This is a genomic window from Staphylococcus sp. GDY8P72P (genome assembly GCF_016890655.1).
GTDB classification, from domain to species: domain Bacteria; phylum Bacillota; class Bacilli; order Staphylococcales; family Staphylococcaceae; genus Staphylococcus; species Staphylococcus arlettae.
The window spans coordinates 35,417-53,664 of record NZ_JAFEQJ010000006.1; the positions used below are offsets into that span (position 1 = coordinate 35,417).

Below are 18,248 nucleotides of genomic sequence, written 5' to 3' on the forward strand. Positions count from 1 at the left end.
TCGTTGTCTCCTCCTTTAATTATGTTCGTATTGCTCAGTATATCAGTCCAACTTCTGCTTGCGTAAAATTATGCTCACTGCTATAATGTAGTAAATTTAAAACGTTAGGTGGCCTTATTAAGACAATGGATAAATCTCATAAGCAATTTAAACTACAACAAATCTAAACAAAAATCGCGCTAGTTGGGATGTCTCTGTCTTTTTAAGTATGTAGCAATACTAAATAAATATCGTTATCAAATGAATAGAGACATTACAGCTTTGCGTTAAAAGAGGAGAAGTGTAATGTCTTTTTATTATGCTCAAAAACCATTTGAACTATACGGGAAAACATTAATCGAAACGGTAGATATACAAATACAACAAGGAAATCATGTAGCACTAATAGGTGACAATGGTGTTGGCAAAACAACACTGTTAACTGCAATACACAATAAATATCCAGATGACACATATTTGATGCACCAAAATTTAGCAATGTATGGTGAAGAGCATGCACTAGATTATATCATGAGCGTGGATGCAACACTGTTAACTTTAAAACGAAAAATGACTCAAGATTTAGATGCACTTGGTGAATTCATTGATTTATCAGGTTATGAATTTGAGCAAGACATTTTAACTAAAGCTAAGCTTTTTCAATTGTCAGCTTCTGATTTAGATAAAAAAGTGAAAGAATTAAGTGGGGGACAGCAAACAAAAATAGCTATTATTCGTGCATTGATGTCCAATAAGCCGTGTCTGTTATTAGATGAACCAACGAATCATCTCGATAGCCATATGGTTACTTTATTAGCCAATATGATCAATGAATCTAAACAAACTATTTTATTAGTATCACATTTGAGGTCATTTATTAATATAGTAGCAAGTCAAATTATAGAAATTACCTCACAGAAAACTACAATGTATGAAGGTAATTATGAAAACTATGAACAAATTAAATCAATAGAACAACAATCACAAGTTAAAGCATTTGAGAAGGCGCAAAAAGAAATCAATGATTTAAATTCATCTATGGATCAAGTACAACGTTGGCATGCGAGTGCAAAAGCCAAAGCAAGTGTTCGTAATCCATACGAACAAAAGAAATTGAGTAAATTGATGAAGCGTGCCAAGGCAAAAGAAACACAACTAACACACAAAATAAATGAACAAGACATTGTTAATCCTAATCAACATGATGTAACACAGTATCAGTTTCAAGAAACCGATACATTTCAAAATAAGTATTTACTACAATTTAATCAAATGGGTTACGACATTAACAATACTAGCCTGTACCACCAAGTTAATTTGAATATAAGGAAAGGTGAAAATATCTTGGTTACAGGTAACAATGGTAGTGGTAAATCAGTACTTGTAGATATTATTACTGGGAAGAGAGCACCAACAACAGGTACTGTAAAACATTCACCTTCATTGAAAATCGCTTGTTTTGATCAAAAGCATGATAATTTAACAGATAATTTATCACCTAAAGACTTGGTTATGAAGTTGGAAGGTATGACGAATAGTCATGCACAAACAATATTAAGCGCATTCCAATTTACTACTGATCAGATACTACAGCCAATCAAACATTTATCGATGGGTGAAAAAAGCCGTTTACAATTTGTATTACTTTATTTTGCTAGCCCACATCTATTAATCTTAGATGAACCGACAAATTATTTTGATATACGTACACAAAAATTAATAATGTCAATGATTGAAAGCTTTAATGGACAAGTGTTTATTGTCAGTCATGATGCTGCGATCATCTCCGAGTTTCAAGCGACGCATTGGCATATTGAAAATAAAACAATAGTGAACAAAGATTTAGAAGTAAAAGAAGATTTTAATATTGAAGCTACCAAAAATTTATTAGAAGATTATAAAGATATTGATGCATTTGGTAACTTTCAAACAGACAACTAGAAAATTTAATCATATGGTGCTATCATGGGAACATTGATAAAATTGTGAGGAGTGTCAAAACATGGAAGTATATGCAGACTCAGCTGCAACTACCCCAGTTAAACCAGAAATTATAACTAAAATGATGGATATTTATGAGACGCATTATGGTAACCCTTCTTCTATTCATAGTATTGGAAGAGACGCAAGAAAGTATTTAGATGAATCGCGTAGAACAGTAGCTAAGTTTTTTGGTGTTAAACCTAGCGAAATTATTTTTACTAGTGGTGCAACTGAATCAAATAATACAGCAATCAAAGGCATCGCTTATCAGCAAGCACATAAAGGTAAACACCTTATTACCTCAAAAATTGAACATCATTCTGTACTCCATGTGTTTGAACAGTTAGAACGTGAAGGATTTGAAGTAACATATCTTGATGTAGATACTGAAGGCATAGTTAATTTACAACAATTGCGTGAAGCTCTGAGAGAGGACACAGTGCTTGTATCAATTATGTTTGTAAATAATGAAATTGGTACTGTTCAACCAATGTATGATATTGATGCTATTGTAGCTGAATCAAACGCATTGCTTCATGTAGATGCAGTTCAAGCGGTAGGACATTTACCAATTGACATTCAAGACTTTAATATCGCAGCATTAAGCATAACAGCGCATAAATTTGGAGGACCAAAAGGTGTAGGTGTCCTTTATGTAAAAGCAGATACGCCGGTAACATATTGGCAATTAGGTGGCGAACAGGAAACAAAACGTCGTGCAGGCACTGAAAATGTACCACAAATTGTTGGCTTAACAGAGGCATTGACGCTAGCTAATGCAAATTTAGATGACAATAATGTACACTTAATGAATTTGAAAAATTTGTTTATTGTAACTTTACAAGAAAGATCGGTCCCATTCGAAATAAATGGTTCTATGACAGATTCTACTGGTCATATTGTGAACTTATATTTTCCATTTATAGATGTTGAAACTATGTTAACGTTACTTGACCTATCGGGTATTTATGTATCATCTGGCTCAGCATGTACAGCCGGTTCAACAACACCATCTCATGTGTTGGCAGCGATGTATGAGAATGATGACAGAGCAAAACACTCAGTACGATTTAGTTTTAATGAGTTATCGACTGAACAAGAAATCAAATATATAACGATGGAAATTCACAAAATCTATCATAAATTTAAGGAGGAAGTATAAATTGAATAATGAAGGCGTACGAGTAGTAGTAGGTATGTCAGGCGGTGTTGATAGTTCTGTAACAGCACATTTGTTAAAAGAACAAGGGTATGATGTAATCGGTATTTTTATGAAAAATTGGGATGATACTGATGAAAATGGTGTTTGTACAGCAACAGAGGATTACAATGACGTTATCGCTGTTTGTAATCAAATAGGAATTCCTTACTATGCAGTGAATTTTGAACAAGAATACTGGGATAAAGTATTTACTTACTTCTTAGATGAATATAAAAAAGGAAGAACGCCTAATCCTGATGTAATGTGTAACAAAGAAATAAAATTCAAAGCCTTTTTAGAACATGCCTTAAAACTAGGTGCAGATTATGTAGCAACAGGTCATTATGCACGTGTTCAACGATTCGATGATGGTCATGTTGAAATGTTACGTGGTGTTGATAATAATAAGGATCAAACTTATTTCTTAAATCAACTATCACAAGATCAATTACAACATGTTATGTTCCCACTTGGTGGCATTGATAAAAAAGAAGTGCGTCGCATTGCAGAAGAACAAGATCTTGCAACAGCTAAGAAAAAAGATTCCACAGGTATATGTTTCATTGGTGAACGCAATTTCAAATCATTTTTATCACAATATTTGCCTGCACAATCGGGTGAAATGCGTACGTTAAATGGTGAAAACAAAGGAACACATGCAGGATTGATGTATTATACCATTGGTCAACGTCATGGCTTAGGTATTGGTGGCGACGGTGATCCTTGGTTTGTAGTAGGTAAAAATCTTGATGAAAATGTATTATATGTCGAACAAGGTTTTGATCATAATGCATTGTACAGTGATTATTTAATTGCTTCAGACTTTTCATTTATTAACCCAGTGGATTTAGCACAAGGTTTTTCATGTACAGCGAAATTTAGATATAGACAACGAGATACTCAAGTTTTTGTACAACAAGAAGATGACAATTCAATTCGTGTTACGTTTGATCAACCAGTAAGAGCGATTACTCCTGGGCAAGCAGTTGTGTTTTATGACGGTGATGTATGTTTAGGCGGGGCTACAATTGATGATGTTTTCAAAAATTCTGGACAATTAAGTTACGTCATATAAATTAATGCAGTTTATAGACATAACAATAGTAAGTTTAAGTTAGAGTTAACTTACTTTAAATTGATATTTAATAAGCATTCAATTTACACTTAAAGCGTAGATTGTTTGCTTTTTATACATATACTTATAGACCTAAGTTAAGTAACTTTACGGTATTAGACAAAAACTTTATAACTAAAGTTAGAACTAGTTAGCCACTTATATTTCACATTGTCCAATGTTTTAAGCTTTTGTATGCTATAAATAACAAGATAAGAAAAGAGGACTAACAATGGAACAAGAACACATATATGAATTCATAAAAAATGGTGAAACTGAAAAAGCATTACAAGCACTTTTTGATAATATAGAAGCACAGCCTGAAGAAATTGAAAATTATATTAATGCAGGTATTTTAATTGCTGAAGCAGGAGAAGTTGAACATGCTGAAACTTTTTTTCAAAAAGCACTAACAATTGATTCAGAAAATGGTCCAGTATATTATAATTTAGCTAATGTATATTATAATGAAGGTCGTTTTAATGAAGCAATTCGACTATATCAAACTGCGTTAAAATATGATGTAGACGTGGTTGATACGAATTATATGATTGGTATGTCATTTAACCAATTAGAAGCGTTTAAAGAGGCTATGCCTTTTTTAATGACTGCTGCAGAAAAAGACGATCGTAGAGATGTAGAAGTTCAATTTCAATATGGCTTGGTGTTATGTCATTTAGAAATGTTTAAGCAAGCAATTACACAATTAAATCGCGTATTGAGTTTAGACAATAAGCATGTAGATGCATTATATAATTTAGGGTTAGCAACATATATGGATACTGAAGATATAGATGTAGCATTACGTTATTTTAAGCAAGCAGTTGCAATTAACCCTGAACACCATATGAGTCAACATGCAATCCAGACATTCGAAGCAATAAAAGAGGAGGAGTAAATCATGGCAGATCCTACACTGTTTAACTATTCAATGATTAAAGGTACAGTAGATGCTATTTTGTTTCAAAACAAAGATAATTTTTATACTGTATTAAAAGTTGATACAATTGAAACCAATGAATCATTAGATAGTATGCCTACAGTTGTAGGGTTCTTTCCTGAAATTGTGGAAGGTGATGTCTATACATTTAAAGGGCAAATAGCTACGCATCCTAAATATGGTAAACAATTAAAAGCAGATATTTTTGAAAAGGAATTACCACAAACGAAGGAAGCAATTATCAGTTATTTGTCTAGTGACTTATTCAAAGGTATTGGTAAAAAGACGGCTCAAAATATTGTTAATACACTCGGTGAAAATGCCATTGCTGATATATTAAACGATTCACAAGTTTTAAGTAAGGTGCCGAGTTTATCTGCAAGCAAACAAAAACAAATTGCAGAACAAATTGCTAGCAACCAAGAAACAGAACAAATAATAATTAGATTACATGACTTAGGCTTTGGGCCGAAGTTAGCAATGAATATATACCAAGCTTATTTAGGTGAAACACTCAATGTAGTAGAAAAGACACCTTACCAATTAGTATATGATGTCAAGGGTATTGGTTTTAATAAAGCTGATATGTTAGCCAAAAATATCGGTATTCAATATAACGATCCAGAACGTTTAAAAGCAGGAATACTCTATATACTAGAAGAAGAGTGTATTAAACAAGGACATACCTATTTACCTACGCAATTTGTTTTAGAATTGGTACAGGATATTTTATCTAATCCTCCATCTGAAGTCATAGATCAATCGATATTAGCTAATCAAGTTGAACAGCTAGTCAATGAAGATAAATTAGTACAGCAAGAAGCTGAATTAGCTATTCCAAGTTTGTATTATTCAGAAATAAAGAGTGTCCAAAATTTATATCGCAATTTCACGTACACTAAAAAATTGAAAGATATTGAAATGTCCGACTTATTATTAGAAATTGGTAATATAGAGGACCAAAATACAGTCAGTTATGCTGAATCACAAAAAGAAGCACTACAAACCGCTATTAATTCAAAAGTGATGTTATTAACAGGAGGACCTGGTACAGGGAAAACAACTGTAATTAAAGGCATCGTAGAATTGTATGCTGAAATACATGGCCTTTCTTTAGATTATGACGATTATAAAGAAGATGATTATCCTATTGTGTTAGGTGCTCCGACAGGGCGAGCGTCTAAACGATTAGCTGAAGCTACAGGATTAGAAGCTATGACCATTCACCGACTTATTGGTTGGAATCAAGAAACACAACCTGAAGATATTTTAGATAATGAAATTAATGCTAAATTGATTATTATAGATGAGATGTCGATGGTAGATACTTGGTTATTTCATCAATTTATGAGTGCAGTACCGTTAGATGCACAAGTCATTTTAGTTGGTGATGAGGATCAATTACCGTCAGTTGGTCCCGGACAAGTCTTTAAAGATTTAATTGACTCTGGAGTTATTCCTAGAGTTAATTTAACTGAAGTATATAGACAGCAAGATGGATCTAGTATTATAGAGTTAGCGCATAAAATTAAATTGGGGTTACCAATAGATATTACCGAGCGTTTTCATGACCGTAATTTTATCAACTGTCAAACAGAACAAATACCACAAGTTGTTGAAAAAGTTGTAGCTAGTGCTGTTAACAAAGGGTATGATATGAGTGATATTCAAGTATTAGCACCTATGTACAAAGGTTCTGCAGGCATTAAGCGATTAAATCAAGTATTACAAGATATATTAAATCCAAAAATAAAAGATACGCGTGAAATTGCATTTGGTGAAGTTTTATTTAGAAAAGGCGATAAAGTATTGCAATTGGTTAATAGACCAAATGATAATATTTTTAATGGAGATATCGGAGTAATTGTAGGTATTTTTTGGGCTAAAGAAAATGCCTTAGATAAAGATGTATTAGTGGTTGATTTTGAAGGTAATGAGATAACATTTACACGACAAGATTTAATGGAATTAACACATGCTTATTGTACATCTATCCATAAATCACAAGGTTCTGAATTTCCAATTGTCATTATGCCTATGGTAAAACAGTATTTCAGAATGTTACAAAAGCCTATTTTGTATACAGGTCTGACACGTGCAAAACAATCATTGGTCTTTTTAGGTGATCCCAATGCATTTACAATTGGTTTAAAGACAAATGGTCAAGTAAGAATGACTCAATTATGTGACTTACTGCAAGCTTACTTTGATAGTGACTCAGGTAAAGATGATGACCAAGAAGATATTAACCAGCAACTTAATAGTACAGTTACTTTGACTGAGAGTACCATATATCAAATTGACCCAATGATTAATATGGGGCAATTATCACCATATGACTTCGTAAATGATTGACATTGACAACAAAAGAAAATAAAATAAAGTTAAGTTTGCATAGAGACGAGTATATAATCTAAGACAAACAGAGATGTACTGTGTGGTGAAAAGTACAGCTTGGATTATAGAATGCTACTTTGTGTCAGTAATAAATATTAAAACGAGTGATATTCTCAATAAGTGATGAGTTGCATTTATTCATGCATCATCGTTATTAATGAATATAACTAGGGTGGTACCGCGATTTGTTCGTCCCTTTTGAGGATGGACTTTTTTTATGCTTTTTTATAAATTTAAAAATTTATACAATGAGTTATATATTGTAATGGAGGAAAAGTAATGAAACAATTAAAAGCGAGTGAAATAAGACAAAGTTTTATTGACTTCTTTGTAGAGAAAGGACACATGGTTGAACCATCGGCACCGTTAGTACCTATAGATGATGATTCACTTTTATGGATTAACTCAGGTGTGGCAACATTGAAAAAATATTTTGATGGAAGAGAAATTCCTAAAAAGCCAAGAATTGTTAATTCACAAAAAGCTATTAGAACGAATGATATTGAAAATGTAGGCTTTACGGCTCGACACCACACATTTTTTGAAATGTTGGGGAATTTTTCTATCGGTGATTATTTTAAAAAAGAAGCCATTGAATATGCTTGGGAATTTTTAACAAGTGATAAATGGATGGGCATGGAAGCGGATAAACTTTATGTCACAATTCATCCAGAAGATGTGGAAGCCTACAATTTATGGCATGACGTTGTTGGACTAGATGAAAGTAGAATCATTCGTATAGAAGGTAATTTTTGGGATATTGGCGAAGGCCCATCTGGTCCTAATACAGAAATATTTTATGACCGTGGTGATGCATTTGGTGCAGATGATCCGGCAGAAGAAATGTATCCTGGTGGCGAAAATGAACGCTTTTTAGAAGTATGGAACTTAGTATTTAGTGAATTTAACCATAATAAAGATCATACTTATACACCATTACCTAATAAAAACATTGATACAGGAATGGGCTTAGAGCGTATGGCTTCAGTATCTCAAAATGTTCGTACTAATTATGAAACGGATTTATTTATTCCAATCATAGAAGAAGTTGAAAAAGTTTCTGGTAAAAAATATTTAGTTAATGACCAAGATGATGTTGCTTTTAAAGTAATTGCCGATCATATTAGAACGATTTCTTTTGCCATTGCTGACGGTGCATTGCCTGCTAATGAAGGACGTGGTTATGTCCTAAGACGTTTGTTACGTCGTGCTGTACGATTTAGCCAAACGTTAGCTATTAATGAACCATTTATGTATAAATTAGTTGATATTGTTGCTGAAATTATGGAACCTTATTACCCTAATGTGAAAGAAAAGTCAGATTTTATCAAACGTGTAATAAAATCAGAAGAAGAACGTTTCCACGAAACATTAGAAGAAGGCTTGAATATTTTAAATACTTTAGTAGCTAAAGCGAAAGAGAGCAACCATACAATTGCAGGAGAAGATGCATTTAAACTTTATGATACGTATGGCTTCCCTGTAGAATTGACTGAAGAAATTGCTTTGCAAGAAAACTTAACTGTAGACATGGACACGTTTGAAGTGGAAATGCAAAAGCAACGTGATCGTGCGCGACAAGCTAGACAGGATTCTCAATCAATGCAAGTGCAAAGTGAAGTCTTGAAAGATATCACTACAGATAGCCAGTTTGTTGGCTATGATACTACTACTCAAGAGAGTAAGATTACGGATATTATCCATAATGGTGAACGCGTAACTTCTGCTGAAGCAGGTGAGGAGATTTACTTCATTCTTGCAGCTACTCCATTTTATGCTGTTAGTGGTGGGCAAGTAGCAGATAAAGGTCTTATCAGTAGTGAAGACTTTGAAATTGATGTAACAGAAGTCACTAAAGCACCAAATGGTCAAAATTTACATCATGGTACAGTACGTTTTGGTCAAGTTAAAGAAGCTGCAACGGTACAAGCTACTGTCAACCAGCAAGAACGTTTAGCTATTAAGAAAAATCATAGTGCAACGCATTTACTACATGCTGCATTGAAAGAAGTGCTAGGAGATCATGTCAACCAAGCAGGGTCACTTGTTGCACCAGAACGTTTACGTTTTGACTTTTCTCATTTTGGTGCAATGACAGATAATGAAATTGCACAAGTTGAACGTCGTGTAAATGAAGAAATTTGGAATCACCTCACTGTAAATATTAGCGAGATGCCAATTGAAGAAGCTAAGCAAAAAGGGGCGATGGCTCTATTCGGTGAAAAATATGGAGATGTGGTAAGAGTTGTTGATATGTCACCATTTTCTATTGAATTATGTGGTGGTATTCATGTTCAAAACACATCTGAAATTGGTTTGTTCAAAATAATTAGTGAATCTGGTACAGGTGCTGGTATACGCCGTATTGAAGCATTAACAGGTCAAGCAGCGTTCTTACACTTAGAAACAATCCAGCAACACTTTAATGACATTAAACAAGCTGTTAAAGTTAAATCAGATGAACAAGTACTTGAAAAAGTAGAGCATATGCAACAAGAAGAAAAAGCATTGAACAAACAATTAGAGCAACGTAATAAAGAAATTAATTCATTAAAAATGGGAGATATAAGCAATCAAGTTGAAGATTTAAATGGCCTCCCAGTTTTAGCAATTCAAATCGAAGTAGATAATGCAAAAGCAATACGTGAAGCAATGGATGATTTTAAATCTAAATTACAAGATACAATCATTATTTTAGCAAGCGATGTCGGTGGAAAAGTATCATTAATTGCCACTGTGCCTAAAGCTTTAACGGAAACTATTAAAGCTGGTGATATTATTAAAGAAATGGCACCAATCGTCGGAGGTAAAGGTGGCGGTCGCCCTGATATGGCTCAAGGTGGCGGTACACAACCTGAAAACATAACAGAATCATTACGTTCTATTAAAGATTATATTAAATCACTGTAAGTCTTGTGTATTGTAAGTTAAGATAAAGGTAAGAATTTTTACTATTATTTAAGGAGTGTTGATTATGGAAAACTTAGATAAAACTATGAAGTTTAATTACAATGAAGTTCCAAAAAAAGATGTTAAAACGGTTTTAAAAAATGTTTATGATACATTAGAAGAGCGCGGTTATAATCCTGTAAATCAAATCGTTGGTTACTTATTATCAGGTGACCCTGCTTATATACCGAGACATAATGAAGCAAGAAACCAAATCAGACACATTGATCGTGACGATATTATGGAAGAACTTGTCTCAAATTATTTAGAAGAAAAAACAGATAAATAATTATGTTGAAAAAGAAAATATTAGGCCTTGATGTAGGCAGTAAAACAGTAGGAATTGCGATAAGCGATTTAATGGGATGGACAGCCCAAGGTTTAGATACACTCCAAATTAATGAAAGCGAAAATCAATTAGGCATTGATCAGCTTGTACAAATAGTAAAAAAAGAGAACGTTGGAACGATCGTTATAGGCTTACCAAAAAATATGAATAATTCTATTGGATTTCGAGGCGAAGCTTCGTTACAATACAAGGAACAGCTTCAAGAAGCTCTTCCAACTGTAGAACTTATTATGTGGGATGAAAGATTAAGTACTATGGCTGCAGAGCGGTCATTACTTGAAGCCGATGTTTCTAGACAGAAAAGAAAAAAAGTAATTGATAAAATGGCCGCAGTGTTTATCTTGCAAGGTTATTTGGATTCAATTCAATAAAAAGGAGAAATTTAAGATGACTGAACATAACCAAGATGCAGAATTACAAATCAATAATGAAGAAGAGATGCTAACGCTATATGATGAAGAAGGTAACGAAGTACTTTATCGTAAAGTTTTAGAATTTTATCATCCAGAATTTAAAAAAGAATACGTAATCTTAGCAGAAGAAGGTGCAGAGTCAGACGACGATGATTTAATTGAATTAGTTCCAATGATTAATGAACCAGATGAAAATGGTGAAGGTGGTAAATTCTTGCCGGTTGAAACAGATGAAGAATGGAGCATGATTGAAGAAATTGTAAATACTGAAATGGACGATGATCATGATCACGATCACGAACATTAATTGATGCATCTAAAAACTACTTTCTCTAAAAGGAGAAAGTAGTTTCAGACTGTCGACAAAGTCCCGACTTTGTTGGCAGTTTTTTAATACACGCTTTCCGTGGGCACTGCCGATTCCTGTAATCTTTGGTTAGCGCAATTCTCACAGGAATCGGCATAAATTACTGCCAGTATTATACAAAGATTACTTGTTATCAAATCAATGAGACAAACAATTAAAGCAATAGAAACAAATATAGATTATGTACTGATTTTGTAACATGCTGACGCCCGGAGAAATAGTATGAGTGAGAGACTTCAGGCTCGAGCTATAACCCAAGCATGCACGGTCAAAATTGTAAAATTTTAAATATAAAAAGGTTTGGACGAATCAATGTTATCTCAGTCTCTTTAATTTAAAGAAAGTTAACATTAATTAGCGTTTCGTTGGGAATATACTTAAAATTCATTTTTAATTATGGTAAAATATATAAAGTTAAATTTATAGACACATATTGATGATCAACAATATGATTATCATCAAAAGATATTACATACTAATCAGTCTCAAAGAAAGACTGATTTATTTTTATGAGCTATGCTATGTATTTAAAAAAGGAAGTTATTGATGTGGATAAAAACCAAACATATTTATTAAATTTACACAAACAAACAGATAATGAGATAGAAAAATTAAGACCTTTCGCAGAAGAAAATCAAGTCCCAATTGTCGACAAATTATCATTAGATATGATTAAGCAGCTGATACGTGTCCATTGCCCTAAACATATCTTAGAAATTGGTACCGCAATCGGCTACAGTGCTATGCAATTTGCTTCGGTAAATGAACAAATACATGTTACTACAATTGAACGCGATGAGAAAATGCAACGACTGTCTAAACAACATGTGACTCAGTTTGGTTATGATGATCAAATAACACTTGTTCAAGGTGATGCGCTAGAGCAATTTGAAAATGTTAGTACACATAGTTATGATATGATATTTATTGATGCTGCTAAAGCACAATCTAAAAAGTTTTTTGAACTCTATAGCCCATTGTTAAACGAACAAGGAATGGTTATTACAGACAATGTTTTATACCATGGTTTTGTTGCTGATATTGATGTTGTAAGGTCACGTAATGTTAAACAAATGGTAAAAAAAGTTCAGCAATATAATGAGTGGTTAATGAATCATCCTGATTTTGTTACTAATTTTCTCAATATAGATGATGGCTTAGCAATCTCAATTAAAGGAGAATCAAAATGACAGAACTGTTAGTTACTCCAAAATCGATAAATCATATAACAACTTTGATAGCAAAAGGCGCTGATGCATTCGTTATCGGTGAACAGAAGTTTGGCTTAAGGTTAGCTGGAGAATTTAATATAGATGCGATGAGAGAGGCTGTATCATTAATACATGACCATGGGAAAAAAGCCTATGCAGCCGTAAATGGTATTTTTCATAATTATCATTTAAATGCCTTAGAAGACTACATCAATTTTTTACACGACATAAATGTCGACCGTATTATCTTCGGCGATCCAGCAGTAATTATGTATGTGAAGCAACAAAATAATCCAATTACTTTACATTGGGATGCTGAAGCTCTTGTTACTAATTATTTCCAATGCAACTATTGGGGAAATAAAGGCGCATCGCGTGCAGTTTTAGCACGTGAATTAAGCTTAGAAGAAATTATAAACATCAAACAACATAGTGAAGTAGAAATAGAAGTACAAGTTCATGGTATGACGTGTATGTTTCAATCAAAACGTATGTTATTAGGTAATTATTACACTTTCCAAGAACGTCAAATGAAAATTGAGCGCAATAACACTAATAATACATTGCTATTATATGATGATGAACGTGATAATAAATATCCTGTTTATGAAGATTACAATGGTACTCATATTATGTCACCTAATGATATCTGCTTAATAGAAGAGTTAGATGCGTTGTTAGAACATGGTATTGATGCCTTGAAAATTGATGGTGTGTTACAATCAGAAGAATATATCAATATATGCACAGCCCAATATAGAGAAGCTATTGATTTGTATAATGAAGATCCAGAAATGTATGAAGATGAAAAATTCATGCTTGTTGATCATATAGAAGCAATACAACCTGAACATCGCCCATTTGATGAAGGCTTCTTATATAAACAAACGGTATATTAGGAGGCTTAAACATGAAAACAACAGCTGAAATAGCATTACAGCAAACAACAATTAAAAAACCCGAATTACTTGCACCAGCTGGTAATTTAGAAAAGTTGAAAATTGCGGTACATTATGGTGCTGATGCAGTGTTTTTAGGTGGCCAAGAATATGGTTTGCGATCAAATGCTGATAATTTTACAATGGCAGAAATCAAAGAAGGTGTAGAATTCGCCCACAAATATGGAGCTAAAATTTACATTACAACTAATATCATTGCACATGATGAGAACATGGAAGGTTTAGACCAATATTTAATCGATTTAGAGGCTACAGGTGCTACTGGCATAATTGTAGCAGATCCGTTAATTATTGAAACTTGTAAACGAGTAGCACCAAAATTAGAAATACATTTATCTACTCAACAATCATTATCCAATTATAAAGCAGTAGAGTTTTGGAAAAATGAAGGTTTAGATAGAGTGGTGCTAGCTAGGGAAACAGGTGCCATGGAGATGCAAGAAATGAAAGATAAGGTTGATATTGAAATAGAAGCTTTTATTCATGGTGCGATGTGTATTGCATATTCCGGTCGTTGTACGTTAAGTAACCATATGACAGCTAGAGATTCAAATCGTGGAGGGTGTTGTCAAAGTTGTCGTTGGGATTATGATTTATTAGAGGTTGATACATCTGGAGAACTTGATTTGTTGTATGATAATGAACAGGTTACACCATTTGCTATGAGTCCCAAAGATTTAAAATTGATAGAATCAATACCCAACATGATGAATATCGGCGTAGATTCATTAAAAATAGAAGGCCGTATGAAATCAATGCATTACATAGCAACTGTGGTTTCAGTATATCGTAAAGTTATAGATGCTTATGCTGCAGATCCAGACAATTTTAAAATCCAGCCCGAATGGTTAATCGAATTAGATAAATGTGCTAATAGAGACACTGCACCAGCATTTTTTGAAGGCACTCCTGGATATGAAGAGCAGATGTTTGGTGATCAAGACCGTAAGAAAACAACATATGACTTTTGTGGTTTGGTACTTGATTATGATGTTAATAGTCAGATTGCAACTATTCAACAACGCAATTATTTTAAACCTGGTCAAGAAATAGAATTTTTCGGCCCTGAAATTGAAACCTTCAAACAAGTAGTGACACACATTTACGATGAAGAAGGTAATGAATTAGATGCAGCAAGACACCCATTGCAAATTATTCAAATAAAAGTAGATCGTCCTATTTATACGCACAACATGATGAGAAAGGAAATTCGCTGATGACAAGTACGACCATAATAGGTATTGCCGGTGGCTCAGGTTCTGGCAAAACCACAGTTACAAATGAAATTATGAAAAATTTAGAAGGTCATAGTGTTGCACTTTTAGCTCAAGACTATTATTATAAGGATCAATCCCATTTATCATTTGAAGAAAGATTAGAAACAAATTATGATCATCCTTTTGCGTTTGACAATGATTTGCTAATCGAGAATTTAATTGACTTGAGAAATGGTAAAACTGTAGAAGTGCCTACATATGATTATAAAAATCATACGAGAAGTAGCGAAACAATTGCATTTGCACCAAAAGATGTTATTATCGTAGAAGGTATATTTGCGCTGGAAAATAAAACATTAAGAGATTTAATGGATGTTAAAATTTATGTTGATACAGATGCAGACTTGCGTATATTAAGACGGTTATTGCGTGATACAGAAGAAAGAGGACGTACAATGGAATCTGTTGTTAACCAATATTTGAATGTTGTACGACCAATGCATAATCAATTTATTGAACCTACTAAAAAGTACGCAGATATAATTATTCCCGAAGGTGGAAGTAATAAAGTTGCAATCGACATTATGACTACAAAAATCCAGACTTTAGTTAGTAAACAATAGTATTATAAAGGTAAAGGAAGATGACATTATGGAAAATCAAAAGCAATATCCAATGACCCAAGAAGGTTATGACAAATTAGAAAATGAATTAGAAACATTAAAGACAGTTAAAAGACCAGAAGTAGTAGAAAAAATTAAAGTTGCACGTTCTTTTGGGGACTTATCTGAGAACTCAGAGTACGATGCAGCTAAAGATGAACAAGGTTTCATTGAACAAGATATTTTACGTATTGAAAATATGTTACGTAATGCTTTGATCATTGAAGATACAGGTGATAACAATCAAGTTCAAATTGGTAAAACAGTTACATTTGTAGAATTACCTGGTGATGAAGAAGAAAGTTACCAAATTGTAGGTTCAGCAGAAGCAGATGCATTTAACGGTAAAATCTCTAATGAATCACCAATGGCTAAAAGTTTAATTGGTAAAAAATTAGATGATGAAGTTCGTGTGGCATTACCTAATGGTGGCGAAATTAATGTTAAAATTGTAAATATTAAGTAAAAATAATGTAAAATTATAATAATACCCTGAAAACTTCACTGTTTTTAGGGTATTTTTGTGCAAAAAATGTAAAATTATATATGTACGGAATTGTTGTGATTTGTTAAATTGGTTTAGATAATAATTTAAAAAGAATTAGATTATTGTGCGACACTGTAATTATTAAACCTAAGAATATTAAACTATTAAATGGTTTTTGCTTTTTAATTGATATATCAATTAAATAGTAAACAAAATAGAAAGTAAATGATATAATACAAAGGTATGACTGTAATTATCTGATAATTATAATAACTCAAGGGGAGGGTTTATTATTGGAAACGAAAATTCTAAATGAACAAACTATTATTTATTATTTTCAAAATGAAATAAATCCAGAAATTTTTCAACATGTACAAGTAGCGACAGAGTATATTAAGCAACAAGATATTCCAGCAATTTTAGAAGTTATTCCTTCATATCGTGCTATCATGCTTACAATTGATATAACGAAGGATAAACCACAAAACATTATCAATCAGTTGCAACTCGATACGTTAAATCTAAATAATACTGAAGTTAATCAGCCAAAAAGAATTATTAATATTCCAGTGTGTTATGGAGGGGATTATGGTCCTGATTTGGAAGAAGTGGCTGCCGTACATAACCTATCTACAACACAAGTGATTGATTTACATACTAAAGAAGACTATTTGATATACTTACTTGGCTTTATGCCAGGCTTTCCATTTTTAGGTGGTTTAAGTTCTCAATTGCATACACCAAGAAGATCAGAACCGCGTACACAAATTCCAGCAGGTTCTGTAGGGATAGCTAATAATCAAACAGGGTTGTATCCTAAATCTTCACCCGGAGGATGGCAAATCATAGGACAAACACCAATTGAAGTTTTTAATATCGAACGACAACCCATGTGCTTGTATCAGCCAGGTAATTATATTCATTTTTATAGTATAACTACTGAAGAGTTTCAGCACATTGTCGAACAACAAAGCGCAGGTAATTATAACTACGAAGGGTTGGTGACAATAACTGATGAGTATTAAAATATTAAAGTCTGGACTCTTTTCAACGATACAAGATTTAGGTAGGTTTGGATTTCAGGATCAAGGATTTTCTATAGCTGGTGCAATGGATGAATATGCGTTCACTTTAGGTCAAAAGTTAATTGGAAATGAAGGACCTGCTATTGAATGTACATTAATTGGACCAACGATCGAATTTATGAGTGATAATACTATTGTAATAACAGGGGGTTGTTTTGATGCTAAATTAAATGATGTGAAAATTGCACATCAGACTGTTGTTGCAGTAAAAAAAGGTGACGTGCTTTCTTGCAATCAAGTATTACGAGGTGCTAGAGGGTATATTCTATTCGGTCGACCTTTAGCAATATCACAAATAGCTGGAAGCTATTCAACGCATACTAGAAGTAATATTGGTGGTTATAAAGGGCGTAAATTGAAAAATAATGATGTCATTAACACAAAACAATGTAACCGCTATCAAGAACGTATAGGTTACTGCTATGCGGATGAAATCGTAAATTATGATGCGACGACAATACATATTGTAGAAGGACCACAATTCGAAGCATTTTCATCAACTGCGATTACAGATTTAGTAAGTACTGAATTTACTATTTCTGAAAATGCAGATCGTATGGGTTATCGTTTAAATGGTACAACCATTCAACCGCAACAATCAGCGGACATTATTTCTGAACCAGTAGCCTTGGGTAGTATTCAAGTTCCAAATGATGGTAATCCAATTATTTTATTAAATGATAAACAAACTGTAGGCGGTTATACCAAAATAGCTAATGTGTGTCAAAGTGATTTATCAATATTAGCGCACAAAAAACCTGGTGATAAATTAAATTTTCAATGGATTTCTATTAAAGAGGCTACTGACAAATTGATTGAACAAAAACAAAAATTTGCAGAAATACTAACATCTATTGATGAGCAACCACAATTTGATTTAACTCAAATGCGCAAAACTGCTACTAAAATCAATACATTATTAAAAGGGGAATAAT

At 33.0% G+C, this 18,248-nt stretch carries 16 protein-coding genes; all 16 read left to right on the forward strand.

The window, feature by feature from the left end; genetic code table 11:
- The first annotated feature begins 285 nt into the window (after window positions 1-285).
- The 16 genes from sal to JVU85_RS01420 all read left to right on the forward strand — a co-directional run bounded on the left by sal (window position 286) and on the right by JVU85_RS01420 (window position 18,247).
- A complete protein-coding gene (sal, locus tag JVU85_RS01345; protein ID WP_204172045.1) occupies window positions 286-1,920 on the forward strand; it encodes a Sal family ABC-F type ribosomal protection protein in 1,635 nt (544 codons plus the stop codon).
- Window positions 1,921-1,981: 61 nt separating this feature from the next.
- The gene (locus tag JVU85_RS01350) at window positions 1,982-3,124 is read left to right on the forward strand and encodes a cysteine desulfurase family protein (RefSeq protein ID WP_204172046.1); all 1,143 of its coding nucleotides are present in this window, start codon (window positions 1,982-1,984) and stop codon (window positions 3,122-3,124) included.
- Window position 3,125: 1 nt separating this feature from the next.
- Window positions 3,126-4,238, forward strand: a complete 1,113-nt coding sequence (gene mnmA, locus JVU85_RS01355) for a tRNA 2-thiouridine(34) synthase MnmA (protein ID WP_204172047.1) — start codon at window positions 3,126-3,128, stop codon at window positions 4,236-4,238.
- 271 nt (window positions 4,239-4,509) lie between these two features.
- Complete coding sequence (locus JVU85_RS01360) at window positions 4,510-5,175, forward strand: tetratricopeptide repeat protein (RefSeq protein WP_021459900.1); 666 nt, start codon at window positions 4,510-4,512, stop codon at window positions 5,173-5,175.
- A 3-nt stretch (window positions 5,176-5,178) separates the two neighbouring features.
- Complete coding sequence (gene recD2, locus JVU85_RS01365) at window positions 5,179-7,572, forward strand: SF1B family DNA helicase RecD2 (protein ID WP_107377661.1); 2,394 nt, start codon at window positions 5,179-5,181, stop codon at window positions 7,570-7,572.
- A gap of 321 nt (window positions 7,573-7,893) precedes the next feature.
- Window positions 7,894-10,524, forward strand: coding sequence for an alanine--tRNA ligase (gene alaS / locus JVU85_RS01370; RefSeq protein ID WP_002510465.1), 2,631 nt, complete (start codon window positions 7,894-7,896; stop codon window positions 10,522-10,524).
- Window positions 10,525-10,588: 64 nt separating this feature from the next.
- Window positions 10,589-10,852, forward strand: coding sequence for an IreB family regulatory phosphoprotein (locus JVU85_RS01375; RefSeq protein ID WP_002510466.1), 264 nt, complete (start codon window positions 10,589-10,591; stop codon window positions 10,850-10,852).
- A 2-nt stretch (window positions 10,853-10,854) separates the two neighbouring features.
- Window positions 10,855-11,283, forward strand: a complete 429-nt coding sequence (ruvX, locus tag JVU85_RS01380) for a Holliday junction resolvase RuvX (protein ID WP_021459902.1) — start codon at window positions 10,855-10,857, stop codon at window positions 11,281-11,283.
- A gap of 16 nt (window positions 11,284-11,299) precedes the next feature.
- On the forward strand, window positions 11,300-11,632 hold the full coding sequence (locus tag JVU85_RS01385; RefSeq protein ID WP_002510468.1) for a DUF1292 domain-containing protein: 333 nt from the start codon (window positions 11,300-11,302) through the stop codon (window positions 11,630-11,632).
- 608 nt (window positions 11,633-12,240) lie between these two features.
- Complete coding sequence (locus JVU85_RS01390; protein WP_002510469.1) at window positions 12,241-12,882, forward strand: O-methyltransferase; 642 nt, start codon at window positions 12,241-12,243, stop codon at window positions 12,880-12,882.
- Entirely contained in the window at window positions 12,879-13,802 is a 924-nt protein-coding gene (locus JVU85_RS01395; RefSeq protein ID WP_204172048.1) for a peptidase U32 family protein, read from the forward strand. The genes JVU85_RS01390 and JVU85_RS01395 overlap by 4 nt, the downstream gene beginning before the upstream one ends.
- Before the next feature lie 11 nt (window positions 13,803-13,813).
- Window positions 13,814-15,079: a peptidase U32 family protein gene (locus JVU85_RS01400; RefSeq protein ID WP_002510471.1), complete on the forward strand. Its 1,266-nt coding sequence runs from the start codon at window positions 13,814-13,816 to the stop codon at window positions 15,077-15,079.
- Window positions 15,079-15,702, forward strand: a complete 624-nt coding sequence (udk, locus tag JVU85_RS01405) for a uridine kinase (RefSeq protein WP_002510472.1) — start codon at window positions 15,079-15,081, stop codon at window positions 15,700-15,702. Before JVU85_RS01400 ends, udk begins: the two co-directional genes overlap by 1 nt.
- 28 nt (window positions 15,703-15,730) lie before the next feature.
- Window positions 15,731-16,207 (forward strand): transcription elongation factor GreA, encoded by a 477-nt coding sequence (gene greA / locus JVU85_RS01410; RefSeq protein ID WP_002510473.1) that lies wholly within the window; start codon window positions 15,731-15,733, stop codon window positions 16,205-16,207.
- A 314-nt stretch (window positions 16,208-16,521) separates the two neighbouring features.
- On the forward strand, window positions 16,522-17,253 hold the full coding sequence (gene pxpB / locus JVU85_RS01415; RefSeq protein ID WP_204172049.1) for a 5-oxoprolinase subunit PxpB: 732 nt from the start codon (window positions 16,522-16,524) through the stop codon (window positions 17,251-17,253).
- The gene (locus JVU85_RS01420) at window positions 17,243-18,247 is read left to right on the forward strand and encodes a 5-oxoprolinase subunit C family protein (RefSeq protein WP_204172050.1); all 1,005 of its coding nucleotides are present in this window, start codon (window positions 17,243-17,245) and stop codon (window positions 18,245-18,247) included. The genes pxpB and JVU85_RS01420 overlap by 11 nt, the downstream gene beginning before the upstream one ends.
- Window position 18,248 lies beyond the last annotated feature (1 nt).

Coding starts and splice junctions, on each gene's coding strand:
- sal (WP_204172045.1), top strand. CDS start 286: ATGTCTTTTTATTATGCTCAAAAACCATTTGAACTATACGGGAAAACA.
- JVU85_RS01350 (WP_204172046.1), top strand. CDS start 1,982: ATGGAAGTATATGCAGACTCAGCTGCAACTACCCCAGTTAAACCAGAA.
- JVU85_RS01360 (WP_021459900.1), top strand. CDS start 4,510: ATGGAACAAGAACACATATATGAATTCATAAAAAATGGTGAAACTGAA.
- recD2 (WP_107377661.1), top strand. CDS start 5,179: ATGGCAGATCCTACACTGTTTAACTATTCAATGATTAAAGGTACAGTA.
- alaS (WP_002510465.1), top strand. CDS start 7,894: ATGAAACAATTAAAAGCGAGTGAAATAAGACAAAGTTTTATTGACTTC.
- JVU85_RS01375 (WP_002510466.1), top strand. CDS start 10,589: ATGGAAAACTTAGATAAAACTATGAAGTTTAATTACAATGAAGTTCCA.
- ruvX (WP_021459902.1), top strand. CDS start 10,855: ATGTTGAAAAAGAAAATATTAGGCCTTGATGTAGGCAGTAAAACAGTA.
- JVU85_RS01385 (WP_002510468.1), top strand. CDS start 11,300: ATGACTGAACATAACCAAGATGCAGAATTACAAATCAATAATGAAGAA.
- JVU85_RS01395 (WP_204172048.1), top strand. CDS start 12,879: ATGACAGAACTGTTAGTTACTCCAAAATCGATAAATCATATAACAACT.
- JVU85_RS01400 (WP_002510471.1), top strand. CDS start 13,814: ATGAAAACAACAGCTGAAATAGCATTACAGCAAACAACAATTAAAAAA.
- udk (WP_002510472.1), top strand. CDS start 15,079: ATGACAAGTACGACCATAATAGGTATTGCCGGTGGCTCAGGTTCTGGC.
- greA (WP_002510473.1), top strand. CDS start 15,731: ATGGAAAATCAAAAGCAATATCCAATGACCCAAGAAGGTTATGACAAA.
- JVU85_RS01420 (WP_204172050.1), top strand. CDS start 17,243: ATGAGTATTAAAATATTAAAGTCTGGACTCTTTTCAACGATACAAGAT.